This window comes from Klebsiella sp. GL120222-02 (assembly GCF_003097195.1).
GTDB lineage: Bacteria > Pseudomonadota > Gammaproteobacteria > Enterobacterales > Enterobacteriaceae > Klebsiella > Klebsiella variicola.
Map to the genome: position 1 here is coordinate 312,317 of NZ_QEQO01000007.1, position 18,644 is coordinate 330,960.

Sequence of the window (18,644 nt, forward strand, 5' to 3'; positions counted from 1 at the left end):
GAGGCTTTATGGGTGAATTTACGCGCCAGCCTGCGCGGGATATCAAAAGCGCGCTGATCGACAGCGTGCTGGCCGGTCTTTGCGCGTTAATTGTCTTTGGCCCGATCGTCGGCGTGGTGCTCAAAGGGTATGGTTTTACCCTCGCGCCCGCGCGGGTGGCGATCCTCGTGGCGGTGGTGATGGCCGGCAGGCTGGCGCTCAGCCTGCTGCTGCAGAGCCGTCGGGGAAAAGCCTTTATTGCCCGCTTTGAGGGGGCGGATGACGGGGTGTACGTCCGGCCGCCGGGCTACCGCTCGCGGCTGCGCTGGATAATGCCGCTGCTGGCGGTCCTGGCCATTGCCTTTCCATTTCTCGCCAGCAAATACCTGCTGACCGTGGCGATCCTCGGCCTGATCTACGTTCTGCTCGGCCTGGGGCTGAACATTGTGGTGGGCCTCGCGGGCCTGCTCGATCTGGGCTATGTGGCGTTCTACGCCATCGGCGCCTACGGCCTGGCGCTGGGCTACCAGTACCTGGGCCTCGGCTTCTGGGCGATGCTGCCGCTGGGGGCGGTGATGGCGGCCCTCGCCGGGGCGTTGCTGGGCTTTCCGGTGCTGCGCATGCATGGCGACTACCTGGCCATCGTCACCCTCGGCTTTGGCGAAATCATTCGCCTGGTGCTTAACAACTGGGTGAGCTTCACCGGGGGGCCCAACGGCGTACCGGTGCCGTCGCCCACGCTGTTTGGCCTCGAGTTTACCCGCCGGGCCAGGGATGGCGGCATCCCCATCCATGAGTTTTTCCACGTCAGCTACAACCCCAACCTGAAATTCATCTTTCTCTACGCCGTGCTGTGCCTGGTGGTGATGCTGGTGCTGCTGGTGAAACATCGTCTGACGCGGATGCCCATCGGCCGCGCCTGGGAGGCGCTGCGCGAGGATGAGATCGCCTGTCGGGCGATGGGGCTCAACCACGTGCTGGTGAAGCTCTCGGCGTTTATGCTCGGCGCGTCGACCGCCGGCATCGCCGGGGTGTTCTTCGCCAGCTATCAGGGGTTTGTTAACCCGACGTCGTTCACCTTTTTTGAGTCGGCGCTTATCCTGGCGATTGTGGTGCTCGGGGGAATGGGCTCCACCCTGGGAGTGGTGCTGGCGGCGTTTGTCCTGACGGTCACCCCGGAGCTGCTGCGCGGTTTTGACGAATATCGGGTGCTGCTGTTCGGCGTGCTGATGGTGGTGATGATGATCTGGCGGCCGCGCGGCCTGGTGCGCACCAGCCGCAGCGGGGTTACGTTACGAAAAGGAGTCGCGCCATGACCGACAGCATCTTACGCGTTGAGCATCTGATGATGCATTTCGGCGGCATCAAAGCGCTGAATGATGTCAATCTGGAGGTGGAGCGGGGGTCGATCACCGCCCTGATCGGCCCCAACGGAGCGGGCAAGACCACGGTGTTTAACTGCCTGACCGGTTTTTACCGGGCGACGGGGGGGAGCATCGTGCTGCGGGCGCGGGAAAAGGTTACCGATGTCATTCAGGTGCTGGGGCAGAAGCTTCACCCGGACGATTTTCTCCACCCGGCGCAGCTGGGGCGGCGGATCTATTACAAGATGTTCGGTGGCACCCATCTGGTGAACCGCGCTGGCCTGGCGCGCACCTTCCAGAATATACGTTTATTCCGCGAGATGTCGGTGATTGAGAACCTTCTGGTGGCCCAGCATACCCAGGTTAACCGCCATCTGCTGGCCGGGATCCTCAATACTCGTGGGTATCGGCAGGCGGAGAGTCAGGCGCTGGATCGCGCTTTTTACTGGCTGGAGGTGGTGGAGATGGTGGACTGCGCCAACCGTCTGGCAGGGACCCTCTCCTATGGACAGCAGCGGCGGCTGGAGATCGCCCGCGCCATGTGTACCCGCCCGGAGATGATCTGTCTGGACGAGCCGGCCGCCGGCCTCAACCCGGTGGAAACCCAGGCGCTGAGCCGGATTATTCGCTTTCTGCGCCAGCAGCACGGCATCACGGTGCTACTGATCGAGCATGATATGGGGATGGTGATGGAGATTTCGGATCATATCATCGTCCTCGATCACGGGGACGTCATCGCCCGCGGCGTGCCGCAGGCGATCCAGGCTAACGCCAGCGTGATTGCCGCCTATCTTGGCGCTGAGGAAGAGGAGACGCGCCGATGAGCCAGCCATTGCTTGCCTTTGATGAGGTGGATGTCTTCTACGGGCCGATCCAGGCCCTGAAGCAGGTCTCCCTCACCGTCAACGAGGGGGAGACGGTGGCGCTGATCGGCGCCAACGGCGCCGGTAAATCAACGCTGCTGATGTCGGTCTTCGGCCAGCCGCGCATTGCCGGCGGGGAGATTTTCTATCGCGGGGAGGCGATCAGCCGGAAATCGACCCACTTTATCGCCAGCAACGGCATCGCCCAGGCCCCGGAAGGGCGGCGCATCTTTCCCGATATGACCGTCGAGGAGAACCTGCTGATGGGGACCATTGCTATTGGCAACCGCTATCAGGCCGAAGACAAGGCGCGGATGTATCAGCTGTTCCCCCGGCTGGAAGAACGGCGGGGACAGCGGGCGATGACCCTCTCCGGCGGCGAGCAGCAGATGCTGGCCATCGCCCGGGCGCTGATGAGCCGACCGCGCCTGCTGCTGCTGGATGAGCCGAGCCTGGGGCTGGCGCCGCTGGTGGTGAAGCAGATTTTTCAGATCCTGCGCGAGCTGACGGCCCAGGGGATGACGCTGTTTCTGGTGGAGCAGAATGCCCGCCATGCCCTCAACCTGTCGGACCGCGCCTATGTGATGGTGAACGGTCAGATCCGCCTGAGCGGCAGCGGCCAGGCGCTGCTCAACGACCCGGAGGTGCGTAAGGCATATCTGGGGATCAGCGGCTGAGGGGGTTATTCCCGCGGTTCGTTACGGGTTTTAATGTGCTGCCAGAAACGTTCGGCGGCCTGGTTAAGCCGCGAGCCGGAGCGGTAGAGCCAGGCGCCGATAGGCAGCGACAGGCGGTCATCGAGGATCGTCAGTCGGCCTTCGTCCAGTTCGCGCTGAATAGAGTATTGCGGCAGCCAGCCCACGCCGTCGCCATTGAGGATCATGCGCTTGAGCAGCTCGCTCATGGAAGAGACAAACGTAAGGGAGAAGGTGATCTCCGGCGTACGGTCGATCACCTGGTTCACCTGGCGCCCCATATAGCTGTCGTTGGCGTATTTCATCAGCGGGAGTACGCCGCGATGTAAATGAAACAGCGGGCGGCCATGTTCGTCGCAGGGGGAGACCAGGTGCAGGTAAGAATCAAAAATTTTATGATTAATAAACGGATAGTTCATTAATTCTTCATTATAGAAGGAGAGGATAAAATCGCTTTTTCCCTCTTTCAGGTTAAATACGGCGTCGTTGACGTTAATCGATTCAACATGAAAAGTCTTATTTTTACGGTCGGTGTAACCGGCGATGATTTCCGGCAGTAATAACACCGACAGCGAAGGGGCCGCGTCGATTCTTATTTTCTGGGTCGTGTTATTTAAACCCTTAATACGACTGATCTGAAAATCCATGTCATCGAGCATATTTCGCGCATAGCCGACAAAAATTTTCCCGCGGTTGGTCAATTGCAGGGGGTTGGCGCTACGATCGAAGATGCTGAATCCGAGGGAGGCCTCCAGCGACTGGATGCGTCGACTGAACGAGGACTGAGAGATGTTGCGGGCTTTAGCCGCCAGGGTAAAGCTGCGCGACTCCTCAAGGGCAATCACATCATACAGCCATTTTACTTCCAGATTTGCCAACACCGATCCAGTCCTCAAAAACGCAATAAAGGCTATGCAATTTTAGCATAGCGCATAGAAACTATGCAATTAACATAATTATCGACAGGTGTTAACATTTTTTGGAAAGTTGAGATTTATGAATGCATATCGGCGACCCTACATGAGCACGATATGAAATCGCGACTCACGGTTATTTATTGCTTTATTTTATTGTCCAGGACTTATCTTATTAAATCGCCGGCGACGATGACGAAAGCAATGAATAACCCAGGCCTCTTACCTTAAATAGTTTGTCAGGAGTTCCATGTCACAACAAATTGAATCAGTTAAAATGGCTCTGCAGGAGCTGGGGATTAATGCAAGCGGCGAATTCTTTTACAACCCTGATTACGATTTGCTTATTGCACATGAAACCGCTCCTGAACTGACCGGCGCGGCCCGCGGCGTGATGACCGACTCTGGGGCTGTGGCTGTTGATACCGGGATCTTCACCGGCCGTTCACCGCGCGATAAATACATCGTCCGCGACGAACAGACGCGTGATACCGTCTGGTGGGCAGACTCCGGCCTCGGCCGCAATGACAACAAACCGTTATCGCCAGACGTGTGGCGCAGCCTGAAAAGCCTGGTCGCGGGCCATCTGAGCGGCAAAAAACTGTACGTCATCGACGCCTGGTGCGGCGCCAGCCCGGACACCCGTCTTGGCGTACGCTTCGTCACCGAGGTGGCGTGGCAGGCCCACTTTGTCAAAAACATGTTTATCGTGCCGAGCGCCGACGAGCTGGCCAGCTTTACGCCAGACTTCGTGGTGCTCAACGGCGCGGGCTGCACCAATGCCAACTGGCAGGCGCAGGGGATGAACTCCGAGAACTTCGTCGCCTTTAATCTCAGCGAGCGTATTCAGCTCATCGGCGGCACCTGGTACGGCGGCGAAATGAAGAAAGGGCTGTTCTCGGTCATGAACTACCTGCTGCCGCAGAAAGGCATCGCGTCGATGCACTGCTCGGCCAACCGTGGCGAAGCAGGGGATGTGGCGCTGTTCTTCGGCCTCTCCGGTACCGGCAAAACCACCCTGTCGACCGATCCGCATCGTCAGCTGATTGGCGATGACGAGCACGGCTGGGACGATGACGGCGTGTTTAACTTTGAAGGCGGCTGCTACGCCAAGACCATCAATCTCGACCCGCAGGCGGAGCCGGAGATTTATGGCGCCATCCGCCGCAATGCGCTGCTGGAAAACGTGGTGGTGCGCGCCGACGGTAGCGTGGATTATGCCGACGGCAGCAAAACCGAAAACACCCGCGTCTCCTATCCGCTGTCGCATATCGACAATATCGTCAAGCCGGTGTCCCGTGCGGGCCATCCGTCGAAGGTGATTTTCCTTGCCGCCGACGCGTTTGGCGTCCTGCCGCCGGTCTCCCGTCTGACCACCGAGCAGATGCAGTACCATTTCCTGTCGGGTTTCACCTCGAAGCTGGCGGGTACCGAGCGCGGCATTACCCAGCCGACGCCGACCTTCTCCGCCTGCTATGGCGCGGCGTTCCTGCTGCTTCACCCAACCCAGTACGCCAGCGTCCTGGCGGCGAAGATGGCGGAATCCGATGCGGAAGCCTGGCTGGTCAACACCGGCTGGAACGGCGAGGGCAAACGCCTGTCGCTGCGCGATACCCGCAGCATCATTAGCGCGATCCTCAACGGCACTACCGGCCCGCTGCGCGATGAGACCATCCCGGTGTTCGGTCTTGCGATCCCGCAGAGCATTCCAGGGGTAGACAGCGCGGTGCTGGATCCGCGTAATGGCTGGAGCTCAGCGGATAAGTGGCAGGAGAAGGCCGAGAGCCTGGCTCAGCTGTTTATGGATAACTTTAAGCAGTACAGCGATACCGAAGCGGGCGCGCGTCTGGCGCTGGCCGGTCCGCAGCTGCAGAATAGCGCGGTCGAAGCCTGATCCGCGGCCAGCAGGTCGACGCCTTGCGCCGACCTGCTGGCGAGCCGCTTTACTCCGCAAAGGCCCGCAGCGCATCGCCCGTGAGGCGATAACGCACCCACTCATCCTGCGGCTGCGCGCCAATGCTCAGATAGAAATCAATCGCCGGCTGGTTCCAGTCGAGCACGCTCCACTCCAGACGCCCGCACTGACGCTGTACAGCATATTGCGCGATGGTTTTCAGCAACGCTTTTCCGGCGCCGATCCCGCGATAGTCGGGGGTCACGTACAGATCCTCCATATAGATACCATTGCGTCCAAGCCAGGTGGAGTAGCTGGTGAAGAACACCGCGTAGCCCACCGCTTTGCCCGCCACCTCGCAGATCAGCGCTTCGGTTTTGCTGCCGCTGGCAAACAGCGTCTCTCTGATCTCCTCTGCCGTCGTCACCACCTCTTCAGGGGCTTTCTCGTAGACCGCGAGTTCATAAATCATGTCGTAAATAGCGGTGGCGTCGTCCGGGGTGGCCTGGCGGATCGTGATGCTCATGGGGCGTCCTGTATCAATAGTCAAAAGAGAGCAAAATTGCTGACCCAGAGGATAAGCGGTATTGTGAAAAGAATTAAGTGCAATGAAATCAGCAAACGATGAATATTATGCATCCTGTCCTGCGCCGGATTGACCTCAACCTGCTGCCAGTCTTTGACGCGGTCTATCGCTCCCGCTCGGTGCGTCTGGCGGCGGAAGAGCTGGCGATGAGCACCTCGGCGCTGAGCCATGCGCTTTCCCGGCTGCGCAGCGCCCTCAACGATCCGCTGTTCTATCGCGAAGGGCACCGGATGTGCCCCAGCGTCTATGCCAGCCAGCTGGCGCCCTCTATTGCTTCGGCGCTGAAGTTTCTCAACCAGGAGCTGACGCCGCCGGCGGCGTTTGTACCGGCCGCCAGCACCGACTGCATGCAGATTGCGATCACCGATTTTACCGCGTTCTGCGTCTTTCCGACGCTGATGCACCACCTGCAGCGTGAGGCGCCCGGGCTGCGGTTTGAACTCCGTTATCTGCCCCACAGCCCGGCGCTGACCGAGCTGCTGGCGGGCGAGGTCGACCTGGCCCTCGGGTTCAATACCCCTGATGAGCCAGCCCATCCCGATCTTGAGGAGATTAACTGGCTGCGGGACGAATATGTGGTCATCAGCAAGGCCGACCGGACGGCGCTGACCCTGGATGCCTACCTTGCGGCCCGTCATCTGGTGGTGACCCCGTGGAATGAGCAGCAGGGGGTGCTGGATTGTGAGCTGGAGCGGCAGGGCTATTCGCGGCAGGTGGCGATGAAAACCCCTTCGATGCTGAGCGCACCCTTCATTATTGAGCAGAGCGACCTGTTGATGGCGCTGCCCCGGCGAGCGGCGGAGACGATGGCCCGCGCCGCCCGGCTGACCATTTTCCCGCTGCCGTTTCCGGTTCCGCCGTTTGACGTCAAGATTTACGCCCACCAACGCAGCGGGAAACGCGAAGCTACCCGCTGGCTGATCGCTCTGTTGCAGACGCTGGTGGGGGAGTCTGCCGCTTCCGCTTCCTGACGCGCTTTGCGGCCGGCAGCGTGTATCCTCACCCCAGGCCAGGGTTTTTATGCCGTCAACCCACGGCGACGTACCCTGGCCTCGGTCACAAAACGGAAAACTGACTTTTTCGCCGTCACCCGCAGCGTGGTTAGCACGGCATGTGTTAAATGATTGTATGTAAAAGTAATGTTAATTAGTTAAATGTTATTCATGCGTAAAATGCATTAATGGATGCGTTTATTACGCTTATTTCGTTCCCGGTTCTGTTTCAGTCTTCAGCAACAGGCGCGCGACAACGCGTGGATAACAAACTGGAGACCTGCATGCATTCAACAACCTCACTGATGAGTACCCGTGACCGGATCGGCGCCATCCTGCGCGTCACGTCCGGTAACTTTCTCGAACAGTTCGACTTTTTCCTGTTCGGGTTTTATGCCACCTACATCGCACATACCTTTTTTCCGGCGAGCAGTGAATTCGCCTCGCTGATGATGACCTTCGCGGTCTTTGGCGCCGGCTTTTTGATGCGCCCCATCGGCGCTATCGTGCTTGGCGCCTACATCGACAAGGTGGGGCGGCGCAAGGGGCTGATCGTCACCCTGTCGATCATGGCCACCGGCACCTTCCTGATCGTGCTGATCCCCTCTTACCAGACCATTGGCCTGTGGGCGCCATTGCTGGTGCTGATCGGCCGTCTGCTGCAGGGCTTTTCCGCTGGCGCCGAGCTGGGCGGGGTGTCGGTCTATCTGGCCGAGATCGCCACACCGGGTCGCAAAGGCTTTTACACCAGCTGGCAGTCGGGCAGTCAGCAGGTTGCCATCATGGTGGCGGCCGCGATGGGCTTTGCCCTCAACGCGGTGCTGGAGCAGAGCGCCATCAGCGACTGGGGCTGGCGCATTCCGTTCGTCTTCGGCTGCCTGATTGTTCCGTTCATTTTCATCCTGCGCCGTAAGCTGGAGGAGACCCAGGAGTTTACCGCCCGCCGCCATCATCTGGCGATGCGCCAGGTGTTCGCCACGCTGCTGGCGAACTGGCAGGTGGTTATCGCCGGGATGATGATGGTGGCGATGACCACCACCGCGTTCTACCTGATCACCGTCTATGCGCCGACCTTTGGTAAAAAGGTGCTGATGCTCAGCGCCTCTGACAGCCTGCTGGTTACGCTGCTGGTGGCGATTTCCAACTTCTTCTGGCTGCCGGTGGGCGGGGCGCTGTCTGACCGCTTTGGCCGCCGACCGGTGCTGATTGCCATGACCCTGCTGGCGCTGGCTACCGCCTGGCCTGCACTGACCCTGCTGGCGAACGCGCCGAGCTTTTTGATGATGCTGAGCGTGCTGCTGTGGCTGTCGTTTATCTACGGCATGTACAACGGGGCGATGATCCCGGCGCTGACCGAAATTATGCCTGCCGAAGTGCGCGTGGCAGGTTTCTCGCTGGCCTACAGCCTGGCGACGGCGGTATTTGGCGGCTTCACGCCGGTGATTTCCACGGCGCTGATCGAGTATACCGGTGATAAAGCGTCTCCCGGCTACTGGATGAGCTTTGCCGCCATCTGCGGCCTGCTGGCCACTTGCTACCTCTATCGCCGTAGCGCCGTTGCGCTGCAGACGGCACGTTAATCAGGGAGAAGATGATGCGTAAAACGACAGGAACACTGCTGGCCACGCTGCTGCTGGCCGCCACCGGCGGCAGCGCGCTGGCCGCAGAGGTCACCGTGATGATCTCCGGCGGCTTCAAAGCGGCGCTGGAAAAGCTGGCCCCGGCGTGGGAAAAACAAACCGGCAACCACCTCGTGGTGATCCCCGGCCCGTCGATGGGGAAAACGCCGCAGGCGATCCCTAACCGCCTGGCGCGGGGCGAACACGCGGACGTGGTGATTATGGTCGGGGATGCGCTAACCAGCCTCGAAAAAGCGGGCCGTACGCAACCGGGTTCGCGTCGGGAGCTGGCCGACTCGCCGATCGGCGTGGTGGTGAAGGCGGGGGCGCCGCTGCCGGCTATCCATAGCGCAGACCAGCTGCGGGCGACGCTGCTGGCGGCGCCGTCGGTCGCGTACTCCGACAGCGCCAGCGGACGCTATGTTAGCTCGACGCTGTTCCACACCCTGGGCATTGATGACGCGATGCAGAGCAAAGCGCAGATGGTGGAGCGCATTCCGGTAGCCTCGGAAGTGGCGAAGGGACGGTATGCGATCGGTTTTCAGCAGGTGAGCGAACTGCTGCCGGTACCCGGCGTGACCTTCGTTGGCGAACTGCCGGATAACCTGCAGTACATCACCCGCTTTGCCGGGGCGGTGACTATCAGCGCCGACCACCCGCAGGAAGGCAAGGCGCTGCTGGCGTATCTGGCCTCACCGGCGGCGCAGGAGACCATCCACGCCACCGGCATGCGAAGCGTGGCCGCCACCACGCCGGTCAGCCAGAAGGATACTGTTCAATAATCAGCTTCTCCAGCTCTGCCGCCACGTAGGACTGAATACGGCCGCTGAGGCGGATCAGGCCTACCGTACGCGTGACCACCGGGTCAGTGAGCGGCACAGCGCGGAGAACGGAATGCTCCCCGGCGGGCATCGACATCGCGGGCACGGCGGCAATGCCGATGCCCGCTTCCACCATCCCCAGCATCGTGGTGACGTGGCGGGTTTCGCAGATACTTGGCCGCGCCGGCGTCAGATGCGCCAGCTCCCGGTCGAGCAGCGTCCGGTTGCCCGAGACCCGATCCAGGCCAATATAATCCTGTTCAAAATACGCCTGCCAGCTGAGGTGCGTCTTGCGCGCCAGCGGATGATCGTACCGACAGGCGGCCACATAGCGGTCGTCGGCAAGAGGCGTGAATTCGAGACTGGCTGGCAGGTTTTTGGCAAAACAGAGGCCAAAGTCAGCCTGTCCGCTGCTGACCGCCTCGATCACATTCCCGACGCTGCTGTCAATCAACCGGATGCGCACCTGGGGATAACGCGCCTGAAAGCTGCGGATGATTTCCGGCATAAAGTAGTAGGCGGCGGAGGGCACCGTCGCCACCGTCACCAGCCCGGTGCGCGCCTTGCTGACCTGGCTGATATCCGCCAGCACCGTCTCGACATGGGCCAGCAGTTGCTCCGAACGTTCGGCAAAATTTTGCCCATACAGCGTGAGGGTCACCCGCCGGGTGGTACGTTCGAACAGCCGGTTGCCCAGCGCCGTCTCCAGCTTTTCGATGCGTCGGCTAAGGGCCGACTGCGACAGGCAGATGGATTCAGCGGCCAGCCGAAAACTGCCATATTCCATCAGGGCGCGAAAGGCGTAGAGATCGTTGAAGTCAAAATTCACGGGCATGGCGGCGGCATCCTTATCGGCTGTCTGGCGCCATCGCCCCGTCCGGCGAGGGGCGATGGCGGGTAGTCTATCGGGCAGGTCTTCGGGCGCGCGGGAAACCGCGCGCCGGGGCTTACACCTTAAGCAGTTTTACCGTGGCATCGATATCGATTTCGTCTTCCGAGAAGATCAGGGTTGTCCCCTGAAAGGTGGTGATCGCCAGCTTTTTCACCGAACGCATCTCTCCCGGCTGCACTGTGGATTTTGGCCGGATGCTGTTCATCAGCAGCCCGACCGACAGCACCGCGTTTTCTTTATCGACGCGGGTCTCGAGCGGCTCCTCCTCATGGTACACCACATAGGATTTGATGGAGGTCAGCTTCAGCCGCTCGCCGGCGATATAGATATATTTGCTCTCCGGAATGACCTTCACCGCGTAGGCCGACAGCCCTTTATTGTTGGTGGTAGGTTCGAAAGTCACCGCCGCGTCTTTCTTGATAAGATCAGGATTGGCGACCTTAATCACGTGAAAATAACGATTTTCGCCGTTTTCATCTTTGATAAATCCAAAACCTTTATCTTTAAACCACGTTGTGATTGTTCCGTTCATCGCCATTACCGTATTACTCGTTGGTTAACACAAATTTTGCAGCGCGCAGTGTAAAGCACATTGCCTGTGCAGGCCATGCCTTTGCGATAAGTGTGGGTGATAAATGACGCCGCCGCGAGGGCGGATTGTGCGCCAGCATCGTGCCGGCGGCCAAAATGGGGTACTATCGCCAGCCACTCCTTCTTCGGGCCGCCTGATGTCCACCATTATCGATACCTTTGTCGCGCCGCCGTGCCGCGAACAGATCACCCTCTTGTATCAGGACGAACACCTGCTGTTGATCAATAAACCCGCCGGGCTGCTGAGCCTGTCGGGCAAAGATCCGCGCAACCTTGACTCCGTGCATCACCGGCTGGTTCAGCGCTTTCCGGGCTGCACCCTGGTGCACCGCCTGGACTTCGGTACCTCCGGTCTGATGGTGGTGGCCCGCAACAAAGACGTTAACGCCTTGCTGTGTCAGCAGTTCAGCCAGCGCACGGTGGCAAAGTTCTATACGGCGCTGCTGTGCGGCCACCTGGCGGAAGACGAGGGGATCGTGGAGGCGGCAATCGCCAAAGATCCGGCCCGTTTCCCGCGCATGTCGCTCTGCGCCCGGCACGGCAAACCGGCGCGTTCGCGCTATCGGGTCATTGACCGCCTGTATCAGTCACGGGATGGGGAGAGGGCGCTGGCGTTAACCCGGGTGGCGCTTACCCCGGAGACCGGGCGCACCCATCAGCTGCGCATCCACTGCCAGCTGCTGGGCTATCCGATCCTTGGCTGCGATTTGTACGGTGGCCGGGAGCTGCCCGGCACGGAACAGGCTCCGCGGCTGATGCTGCACGCCAGCGAACTGCGCTTTGTCCACCCCGTCAGCCATGAGCCGATGCATATCCAGCAGGCGAGCCCGTTCTGATCGCCCGCGGCGAGAAAGCCCGGGGTTACCACATCAGATCGTCGGGCACCTTAAAGTCGGCATACGGATCGTCTTCATCCTGCTCATCCTGACTCAGGGCGCTGTGCAACACGATGCTGCTGGCGTCGCGCTGGGCGATTTTCTCGGCCACCACCGCCGGAATAATCGCATATTCACCTTCGGGCTTGTTATCCACCGCCAGGCGGGCAATCGCCAGACGGCCGTTAATCAGCTGGGTCTGGGTGGTCTTGTCGACCATGATTTTTTTGATCAGATTATTATCGGTGAAGTTAAAGCCGATATCGCCCCGGGCGACCGTAATGCGGTTCATCTCGATCAACTGCTTCACCTGGGCTTTATACTCTTTCGCCAGCACTGCCTGCTTTTGCTGCTCGCTGAGCTGCTTATCGCGCTCCAGCTGAGCTTTTTTATTTTCTTCCACCGCTTCCCGGGCCTCACGGGCCTGAACGCGGGATTTTTTCGCCGTCCTCTGGACTTTAGCCATTTTTTTGCTGCTGACCAGGCCGGCTTTGAGCATCTGCTCTTGTAAGGTGAGTTTTGTCATCTGCGTGTCTGAAACTGAGGAAACATCTGCCCAGTATACCTGCATTGGCCGAAACGACGCCACACTACCCACTGTTCGTTACCCCGATTAGCCTGACAGCCCCCCGCCGAAGCCGCGTTAACCCAGCCTCGCAGGCCCATCTTTCCCGTCCCCGGCGAAGGATCGTCGCCACCATTTTTGGCATGTCGACGATCCTTTTTTGTGATGGATTGTCTTTTTTGTGATCTTGATTGTAGTACAATTTTTACTAATAGTACTACTATGTGTCACAGGCAAGGATGAACAGGTTCACGTTTGTACTACCAGACTGGGTGGAAACGCGCTGAACGGAGTAAAGTAACCGGGCATAACCCCGTTAAGGACACGCTATGAACCTGACTAAAACCGATCGGCTGATGGTGACCCTGGGCCGCCAGATTGTGAGCGGCAAATATCTTCCCGGCGCGGCGCTGCCGGCGGAGGCTGACCTGTGCGAGGAGTTTGCCACCTCCCGCAACATCATCCGCGAAGTCTTTCGCTCGCTGGAGGCGAAGCGCTTGATTGAGATGAAACGCTATCGCGGCGCCTTCGTCGCGCCGCGCAGCCAGTGGAATTTCCTCGACAGCGACGTATTGCAATGGGCGCTGGAACAGGATGAAGACCCGGGGCTCATCGCGGCGATGAGCGAAGTGCGTAATCTGGTGGAGCCGGCGATAGCCCGCTGGGCGGCAGAGAGGGCCACCTCCAGCGATCTGGCGCAGATTGAGGCGGCGCTGAATGACATGATCGCCAACAACCAGCAGCGCGATGCCTTTAATGAAGCCGACATTCGCTATCACGAAGCGGTGCTGGCGTCAGTGCATAACCCGGTGCTGCAGCAGCTCAGCGTGGCGATTAGCTCGCTGCAGCGCGCGATATTTGAACGGACCTGGATGGGGGATGAGGCCAACATGCCGCAAACGCTCCAGGAACATAAAGCGCTGTTCGATGCGATTCGCCATCAGGACAGCAACGCGGCAGAGCAGGCGGCGCTCACCATGATCGCCAGCTCGACACGAAGACTGAAGGAAATCACATGACATCTCGCTACATCGCTGTTGACTGGGGATCGACCAATTTTCGCGCCTGGCTGTTTGAGGGCGAACGCTGCCTCGACAGCCGACAGTCGGCGGCGGGGATCGCCCGCCTGAACGGTCAATCGCCGGCAGCGGTGTTAGCGACACAAATCCATGGCTGGCGCGAGGGGCGTACCCCAGTGGTCATGGCGGGAATGGTAGGCAGCAACGTGGGCTGGAAGAACGCGCCCTATTTACCGCTTCCCGCCGATTTCACGGCCATTGGCAACCAGTTGACCGCCGTAGATGAAGGGATCTGGATTGTCCCCGGGCTTTGCACTTCCCGCGAAGACCACCACAACGTCATGCGCGGCGAAGAGACACAGCTCCTCGGCGCACGCCTGCTGGCCCCTGCGGCGGTGTACGTCATGCCCGGCACCCATTGCAAATGGGTCAAAACCGACGGCCGGCGGATTGAGGACTTTCGCACGGTGATGACCGGCGAACTGCACCATCTGCTGCTGACGCACTCCCTGATCGGTGCGGGATTACCCGAGCAGCAGGCTGCGCCGGCGGCGTTTCACGCCGGGCTGGCGCGCGGCCTGGCCGCGCCCGCGGTGTTGCCACAGCTTTTTGAGACCCGCGCCGCGCACCTGTTGGGGGCGCTGGCCCGGGAGCAGGTGAGCGAGTATCTATCCGGCCTGTTAATTGGCGCGGAGGTGGCCAGCATGCGCGCCTTCATTGCCGACGAACAGGCTATCGCGATCGTTGCCGGCCCGTCCCTCTCCGCGCGCTATCAGCAGGCATTTCAGCTGCTGGGCCGCCAGGTGACGACAGTGTCGGGCGACGATGCCTTTCTGGCTGGTATAAGGAGCATCGTACATGCAGTGGCAAACCTCACTTCCGCTGATCGCTATTCTGCGCGGCATCACCCCTGACGAGGCGCTGGCGCACGTCGGCGCGGCGATCGCCGCCGGGTTCGACACCGTGGAGATCCCGCTCAATTCACCGCAATGGCAGCAGAGCATCCCGGCCGTGGTCGAGGCCTACGGCGCGCAGGCGCTGATTGGCGCCGGAACGGTGCTGCAGGAAGCGCAGGTCGATCGGCTGGCGCAGCTTGGGGCGCGGCTGGTGGTGACCCCCAATGTGCAGCCGGCGGTGATCCGCCGGGCCGTCGGGCACGGGATGACCGTCTGCGCCGGCTGCGCGACGGCAAGCGAGGCGTTTACCGCGCTGGAGGCCGGGGCGCAGGCGCTGAAGATTTTTCCCTCTTCGGCGTTTGGCCCCGACTACATCAGGGCGCTGAAAGCGGTTTTGCCCGCGTCGGTGCCGGTATTTGCCGTCGGCGGCGTCACGCCGGAAAACCTGGCGCAATGGATCGAGGCCGGTTGTGCGGGCGCGGGGCTGGGCAGCGATCTCTATCGCGCCGGTCAGCCGGTAACGCGGACCGCAGAGCAGGCCGCCGCATTTGTTAGGGCGTATCAAGAGGCTGTGAAATGAAAATAACCAAACTGACCACCTGGCGTTTACCCCCGCGCTGGATGTTCCTCAAGATTGAAACCGACGAGGGGATAGTCGGCTGGGGCGAGCCGATCGTCGAAGGCCGGGCGCGCACCGTGGAGGCGGCGGTACATGAGCTGGGGGACTATCTGATTGGCCAGGATCCGGCGCGGATCAACGATCTGTGGCAGGTTATGTACCGCGCCGGCTTTTATCGCGGCGGACCGATCCTGATGAGCGCGATCGCCGGTATTGACCAGGCGCTGTGGGACATTAAAGGGAAGGCGTTAAATGCGCCGGTCTGGCAGCTGCTGGGCGGCCTGGTGCGCGATAAAATCAAAGCCTACAGCTGGGTGGGAGGAGACAGGCCTGCCGAGGTCATTGCCGGGATTAACACGCTGCGCGGGATGGGGTTTGATACCTTCAAACTCAACGGCTGTCAGGAAATGGGGATGATTGACAGTTCGCGCACGGTGGATGCGGCGGTGAACACGGTGGCGCAGATCCGCGAAGCATTTGGCAACGACATTGAATTTGGCCTCGATTTCCATGGTCGCGTCAGCGCGCCGATGGCGAAATTGCTGATTAAAGAGCTGGAACCCTATCGGCCGCTGTTTATCGAAGAGCCGGTGCTGGCCGAGCAGGCGGAGTACTACCCGCGGCTGGCGGCGCAAACTGCGATCCCGCTGGCCGCCGGCGAGCGCATGTTCTCGCGCTTTGAGTTCAAGCGGGTGCTGGAGGCCGGCGGCCTGGCTATTTTGCAGCCCGATCTCTCTCACGCTGGCGGCATCACCGAATGCTTCAAAATCGCCGGTATGGCGGAAGCGGCGGACGTGTCGCTGGCTCCGCACTGCCCGTTAGGCCCCATCGCGCTGGCCGCCTGTCTGCACGTGGACTTTGTTTCCTACAACGCTGTCTTCCAGGAGCAGAGCATGGGGATCCACTATAACCAGGGCGCCGAGTTACTCGACTTCGTGAAAAACAAAGCCGATTTCAATATGGAGGGGGGGTACTTTAAGCCGTTAATGAAACCGGGGCTGGGGGTCGATATCGACGAAGAGAAAGTGATTGAGATGAGCCGACGCGCTCCTGACTGGCGGAACCCCGTCTGGCGCCTTGCCGATGGCGTGGTCGCCGAGTGGTAGTCCCCGGTTAATACCTGCTGCGATTCTTAATATCAATCTTTGCCTGGCGCGGGCGGTCTTCCCCTGCCCGAGGCAAAGTCATGGGGTTATTATTATGAGCATTGAACTCTGTACTTCTACATTAAAAAAGCTAAACAGCAAAATCATCCCCTTTATTATTATCTGCTATTTTGTCGCCAATCTTGATAAAACCAATATTTCAATTGCCGCGCTGCAAATGAACGCCGATCTGGGATTAACGGCCAGCATGTACGGCCTTGGGGTCGGCATGTTTTATATTTCCTATATTATTTTCGAAATTCCCAGCAACCTGATCATGACCCGGGTGGGGGCGCGGATCTGGATCGCCAGAATAATGATCACCTGGGGAATGGTGAGCGCCGGCATGGCGTTCGTCCAGACGCCGACCCAGCTTTATATTATGCGTTTTTTACTCGGCATGGCGGAGGCGGGATTCACCCCAGGGATTATTTACTATATCTCCTGCTGGTTTCCGAAGCGCAACCGGGCGCGGGCGATGTCGTTCTTTTATATGGGATCGGTGCTGGCGTCGATCATCGGGCTGCCCGTCTCGGGGCTGATTTTAAATATGCATGGCATTGCCGATGTCGCCGGCTGGCGCTGGTTGTTCGCCATTGAAGGGGTTCCCGCCATCGTGCTGGGGGCGCTGGTGCTCTGGCTGCTACCTTCCAGCCCGCAAAAGGCGGCATGGCTCTCTGAGGCGGAGAAAGGCTGGCTGACGGCGCAGATTGCCGCTGATAACCGCGGCGCGGTAGTTAATCAACACGCCTCCTGGTTCAGTGCGCTGAAAAATAAAGTGGTACTCCTGCTGAGTCTGGTCTGGTTTCTGCAGGCGTTCGGCTCCATCGGTATCACGCTTTTCTTACCGCTGATCCTCAAAAGTATGGTCAGCGAGCAGAGCGATGTGGTCATTAGTCTGCTGTCCGCGGTGCCGTTTATTTTCGCCTGCCTGTTTATGTACCTCAATGGCCGTCATTCGGATCTGACCGGCGAGCGGGCATGGCATATGGGATTGCCGCTGATTCTGGCCGGTCTCTCGCTGGCTGTCGCCATCTATACCGGCAACCTGCTGGTTGCCTATCTGCTGCTGGTGCTCACCGTGGGCTTCAATTTCGCGCTAACGCCGGTGTTCTGGGCGGTGACCACCGAGAAGCTGGCGGGCGTGGCGGCCGCGGCCTCCATTGCATTTATCAACACCATCGCCAATTTTGTCGGCTTAGGCTTGCCGCCGCTGCTCGGGAAGATTAAGGACCTGACCAACAGCTATCACTCCGGACTGCTGATCGTCGCCGTGGCGCTGGCCCTCGGCGGAGTTATCGGCATCATCGTCTCCCGGAGCGGCCAGAAACCCTCCGCCTTCCACACTCTGAAAGAAGATAAGCTATGAAACTGAACGTGTTAAAACAGGCTTCGCTCCCGGATGCCCTGACCGCGGAACTGGCGCGACGTTATCACCTCGTGGAGCTGACAGCACTCACCGATGCCGACTTTCGCGCGCTGGCCGGCACCTTTACCGTACTCATCACCAACGGCGAAGCCACCGTGACGCGAGAGCTGATCGCCAGCCTGCCTGCGCTGGAGCTGATCGCCGTCTTTGGCGTCGGCTATGACGGCGTGGATGTGCAGGCGGCCGCTGAGCACCAGGTGCGGGTCAGCCATACGCCAGGGGTGTTAACCGACGATGTGGCGGATCTGGCGCTGGGCCTGATGCTGGCGACCTCGCGGCAGATCGTCGCCGCCCACAAGTTTATCGAAGCGGGCGAGTGGGCGGCGGGCGGTTTTCCGTGGACGCAAAAAGTCTCCGGTTCGCGGGTCGGCATCGTGGGCATGGGGCGCATCGGCCAGGCCATCGCCCGGCGCTGCGAGGGGTTCGCCATGCAGATTGCTTATCATGACCGCAAGCGTCTCCCGGCGCTAAATTATGCCTGGCGGGAAGATCTGCTGACCCTGGCCGCGGAGAGTGATTTTCTGGTTATCTGCACGCCGGGAACGGCGGCAAACCAGGGGCTCATTAACCAGCCGGTGCTGGCGGCGCTGGGGGAGAAAGGGATCCTCATCAATATCTCGCGCGGCAGCGTGATTGATGAGCCCGCGCTGGTTGCCGCGCTGGAGAGCGGGATTATCGCCGGGGCGGGGCTGGATGTCTTCAGCCATGAACCGGCGGTACCGGCCGGGCTGCTGCAGCGCAGTAATGTGGTCGTCACACCGCATATGGCCAGCGCCACCTGGAGTACCCGCGCGGCGATGGCGCAACTGGTGCTCGATAACGTTGCCTGCTGGGCTGAGAAGAAGGCGCTGCTGACTCCAGTGGCGGAAAGCCTGGCGGACTGACC

19 protein-coding genes are annotated in these 18,644 nt (G+C 60.2%); 14 read left to right on the plus strand and 5 right to left on the minus strand.

What is annotated here, in order from left to right:
- The first annotated feature begins 8 nt into the window (after positions 1 to 8).
- The 3 genes from livM to N438_RS20970 are packed head-to-tail and all read left to right on the plus strand — an operon-like array spanning position 9 to position 2,883.
- The gene (gene livM, locus N438_RS20960) at positions 9 to 1,295 is read left to right on the plus strand and encodes a high-affinity branched-chain amino acid ABC transporter permease LivM (RefSeq protein WP_032431964.1); all 1,287 of its coding nucleotides are present in this window, start codon (positions 9 to 11) and stop codon (positions 1,293 to 1,295) included.
- Entirely contained in the window at positions 1,292 to 2,167 is an 876-nt protein-coding gene (locus N438_RS20965) for an ATP-binding cassette domain-containing protein (protein WP_008804340.1), read from the plus strand. The genes livM and N438_RS20965 overlap by 4 nt, the downstream gene beginning before the upstream one ends.
- Positions 2,164 to 2,883 (plus strand): ABC transporter ATP-binding protein, encoded by a 720-nt coding sequence (locus N438_RS20970; RefSeq protein WP_023290181.1) that lies wholly within the window; start codon positions 2,164 to 2,166, stop codon positions 2,881 to 2,883. Before N438_RS20965 ends, N438_RS20970 begins: the two co-directional genes overlap by 4 nt.
- A gap of 5 nt (positions 2,884 to 2,888) precedes the next feature.
- Here N438_RS20970 and N438_RS20975 read toward each other — a convergent pair whose 3' ends face one another.
- Positions 2,889 to 3,782 (minus strand): LysR substrate-binding domain-containing protein, encoded by an 894-nt coding sequence (locus N438_RS20975; protein WP_008804342.1) that lies wholly within the window; start codon positions 3,780 to 3,782, stop codon positions 2,889 to 2,891.
- Positions 3,783 to 4,065: 283 nt separating this feature from the next.
- On the opposite strand from N438_RS20975, the gene pckA reads away from it, so the two are divergent.
- Entirely contained in the window at positions 4,066 to 5,709 is a 1,644-nt protein-coding gene (gene pckA, locus N438_RS20980) for a phosphoenolpyruvate carboxykinase (ATP) (RefSeq protein ID WP_116696480.1), read from the plus strand.
- 49 nt (positions 5,710 to 5,758) lie between these two features.
- Here the strand turns inward: pckA and N438_RS20985 are convergent, their stop codons facing one another.
- Positions 5,759 to 6,235 carry a GNAT family N-acetyltransferase gene (locus N438_RS20985; RefSeq protein ID WP_008804344.1) on the minus strand — a complete coding sequence of 159 codons (477 nt, stop codon included), beginning with the start codon at positions 6,233 to 6,235 and terminating at the stop codon, positions 5,759 to 5,761.
- Positions 6,236 to 6,333: 98 nt separating this feature from the next.
- On the opposite strand from N438_RS20985, the gene N438_RS20990 reads away from it, so the two are divergent.
- The 3 genes from N438_RS20990 (at position 6,334) to N438_RS21000 (ending at position 9,688) form a co-directional block, all read left to right on the plus strand.
- A complete protein-coding gene (locus N438_RS20990) occupies positions 6,334 to 7,266 on the plus strand; it encodes a LysR family transcriptional regulator (RefSeq protein WP_064161602.1) in 933 nt (310 codons plus the stop codon).
- A 305-nt stretch (positions 7,267 to 7,571) separates the two neighbouring features.
- The gene (locus tag N438_RS20995) at positions 7,572 to 8,867 is read left to right on the plus strand and encodes an MFS transporter (RefSeq protein ID WP_032432118.1); all 1,296 of its coding nucleotides are present in this window, start codon (positions 7,572 to 7,574) and stop codon (positions 8,865 to 8,867) included.
- 11 nt (positions 8,868 to 8,878) lie between these two features.
- Complete coding sequence (locus N438_RS21000) at positions 8,879 to 9,688, plus strand: substrate-binding domain-containing protein (RefSeq protein ID WP_008804347.1); 810 nt, start codon at positions 8,879 to 8,881, stop codon at positions 9,686 to 9,688.
- Here N438_RS21000 and N438_RS21005 read toward each other — a convergent pair.
- Both N438_RS21005 and N438_RS21010 read right to left on the minus strand, forming a co-directional pair.
- Positions 9,663 to 10,562 (minus strand): LysR family transcriptional regulator, encoded by a 900-nt coding sequence (locus N438_RS21005; RefSeq protein ID WP_008804348.1) that lies wholly within the window; start codon positions 10,560 to 10,562, stop codon positions 9,663 to 9,665. The two genes, N438_RS21000 and N438_RS21005, sit on opposite strands and share 26 nt — an antisense overlap.
- A 112-nt stretch (positions 10,563 to 10,674) precedes the next feature.
- Positions 10,675 to 11,157, minus strand: coding sequence for a cold shock domain-containing protein (locus N438_RS21010; protein ID WP_072045407.1), 483 nt, complete (start codon positions 11,155 to 11,157; stop codon positions 10,675 to 10,677).
- Positions 11,158 to 11,347: 190 nt separating this feature from the next.
- Between N438_RS21010 and N438_RS21015 the strand changes: the two genes are divergently transcribed.
- Positions 11,348 to 12,046 (plus strand): RluA family pseudouridine synthase, encoded by a 699-nt coding sequence (locus N438_RS21015; protein WP_116696481.1) that lies wholly within the window; start codon positions 11,348 to 11,350, stop codon positions 12,044 to 12,046.
- A gap of 25 nt (positions 12,047 to 12,071) precedes the next feature.
- Here the strand turns inward: N438_RS21015 and N438_RS21020 are convergent, their stop codons facing one another.
- Positions 12,072 to 12,611 (minus strand): DUF2058 domain-containing protein, encoded by a 540-nt coding sequence (locus N438_RS21020; protein WP_012967804.1) that lies wholly within the window; start codon positions 12,609 to 12,611, stop codon positions 12,072 to 12,074.
- A gap of 368 nt (positions 12,612 to 12,979) precedes the next feature.
- Here N438_RS21020 and dgoR point away from each other — a divergent pair, with 368 nt between their 5' ends.
- From dgoR to N438_RS21050, 6 genes are all read left to right on the plus strand, one after another.
- Entirely contained in the window at positions 12,980 to 13,669 is a 690-nt protein-coding gene (gene dgoR, locus N438_RS21025) for a D-galactonate utilization transcriptional regulator DgoR (RefSeq protein ID WP_022066201.1), read from the plus strand.
- Positions 13,666 to 14,583: a 2-dehydro-3-deoxygalactonokinase gene (locus tag N438_RS21030; protein ID WP_012541312.1), complete on the plus strand. Its 918-nt coding sequence runs from the start codon at positions 13,666 to 13,668 to the stop codon at positions 14,581 to 14,583. Before dgoR ends, N438_RS21030 begins: the two co-directional genes overlap by 4 nt.
- Positions 14,528 to 15,145, plus strand: coding sequence for a 2-dehydro-3-deoxy-6-phosphogalactonate aldolase (locus N438_RS21035; protein ID WP_023340379.1), 618 nt, complete (start codon positions 14,528 to 14,530; stop codon positions 15,143 to 15,145). Before N438_RS21030 ends, N438_RS21035 begins: the two co-directional genes overlap by 56 nt.
- On the plus strand, positions 15,142 to 16,290 hold the full coding sequence (gene dgoD, locus N438_RS21040; RefSeq protein WP_008804354.1) for a galactonate dehydratase: 1,149 nt from the start codon (positions 15,142 to 15,144) through the stop codon (positions 16,288 to 16,290). The genes N438_RS21035 and dgoD overlap by 4 nt, the downstream gene beginning before the upstream one ends.
- Before the next feature lie 94 nt (positions 16,291 to 16,384).
- A complete protein-coding gene (locus N438_RS21045; RefSeq protein ID WP_080783043.1) occupies positions 16,385 to 17,698 on the plus strand; it encodes an MFS transporter in 1,314 nt (437 codons plus the stop codon).
- Positions 17,695 to 18,642: a 2-hydroxyacid dehydrogenase gene (locus N438_RS21050; protein ID WP_116696482.1), complete on the plus strand. Its 948-nt coding sequence runs from the start codon at positions 17,695 to 17,697 to the stop codon at positions 18,640 to 18,642. Before N438_RS21045 ends, N438_RS21050 begins: the two co-directional genes overlap by 4 nt.
- Positions 18,643 to 18,644 lie beyond the last annotated feature (2 nt).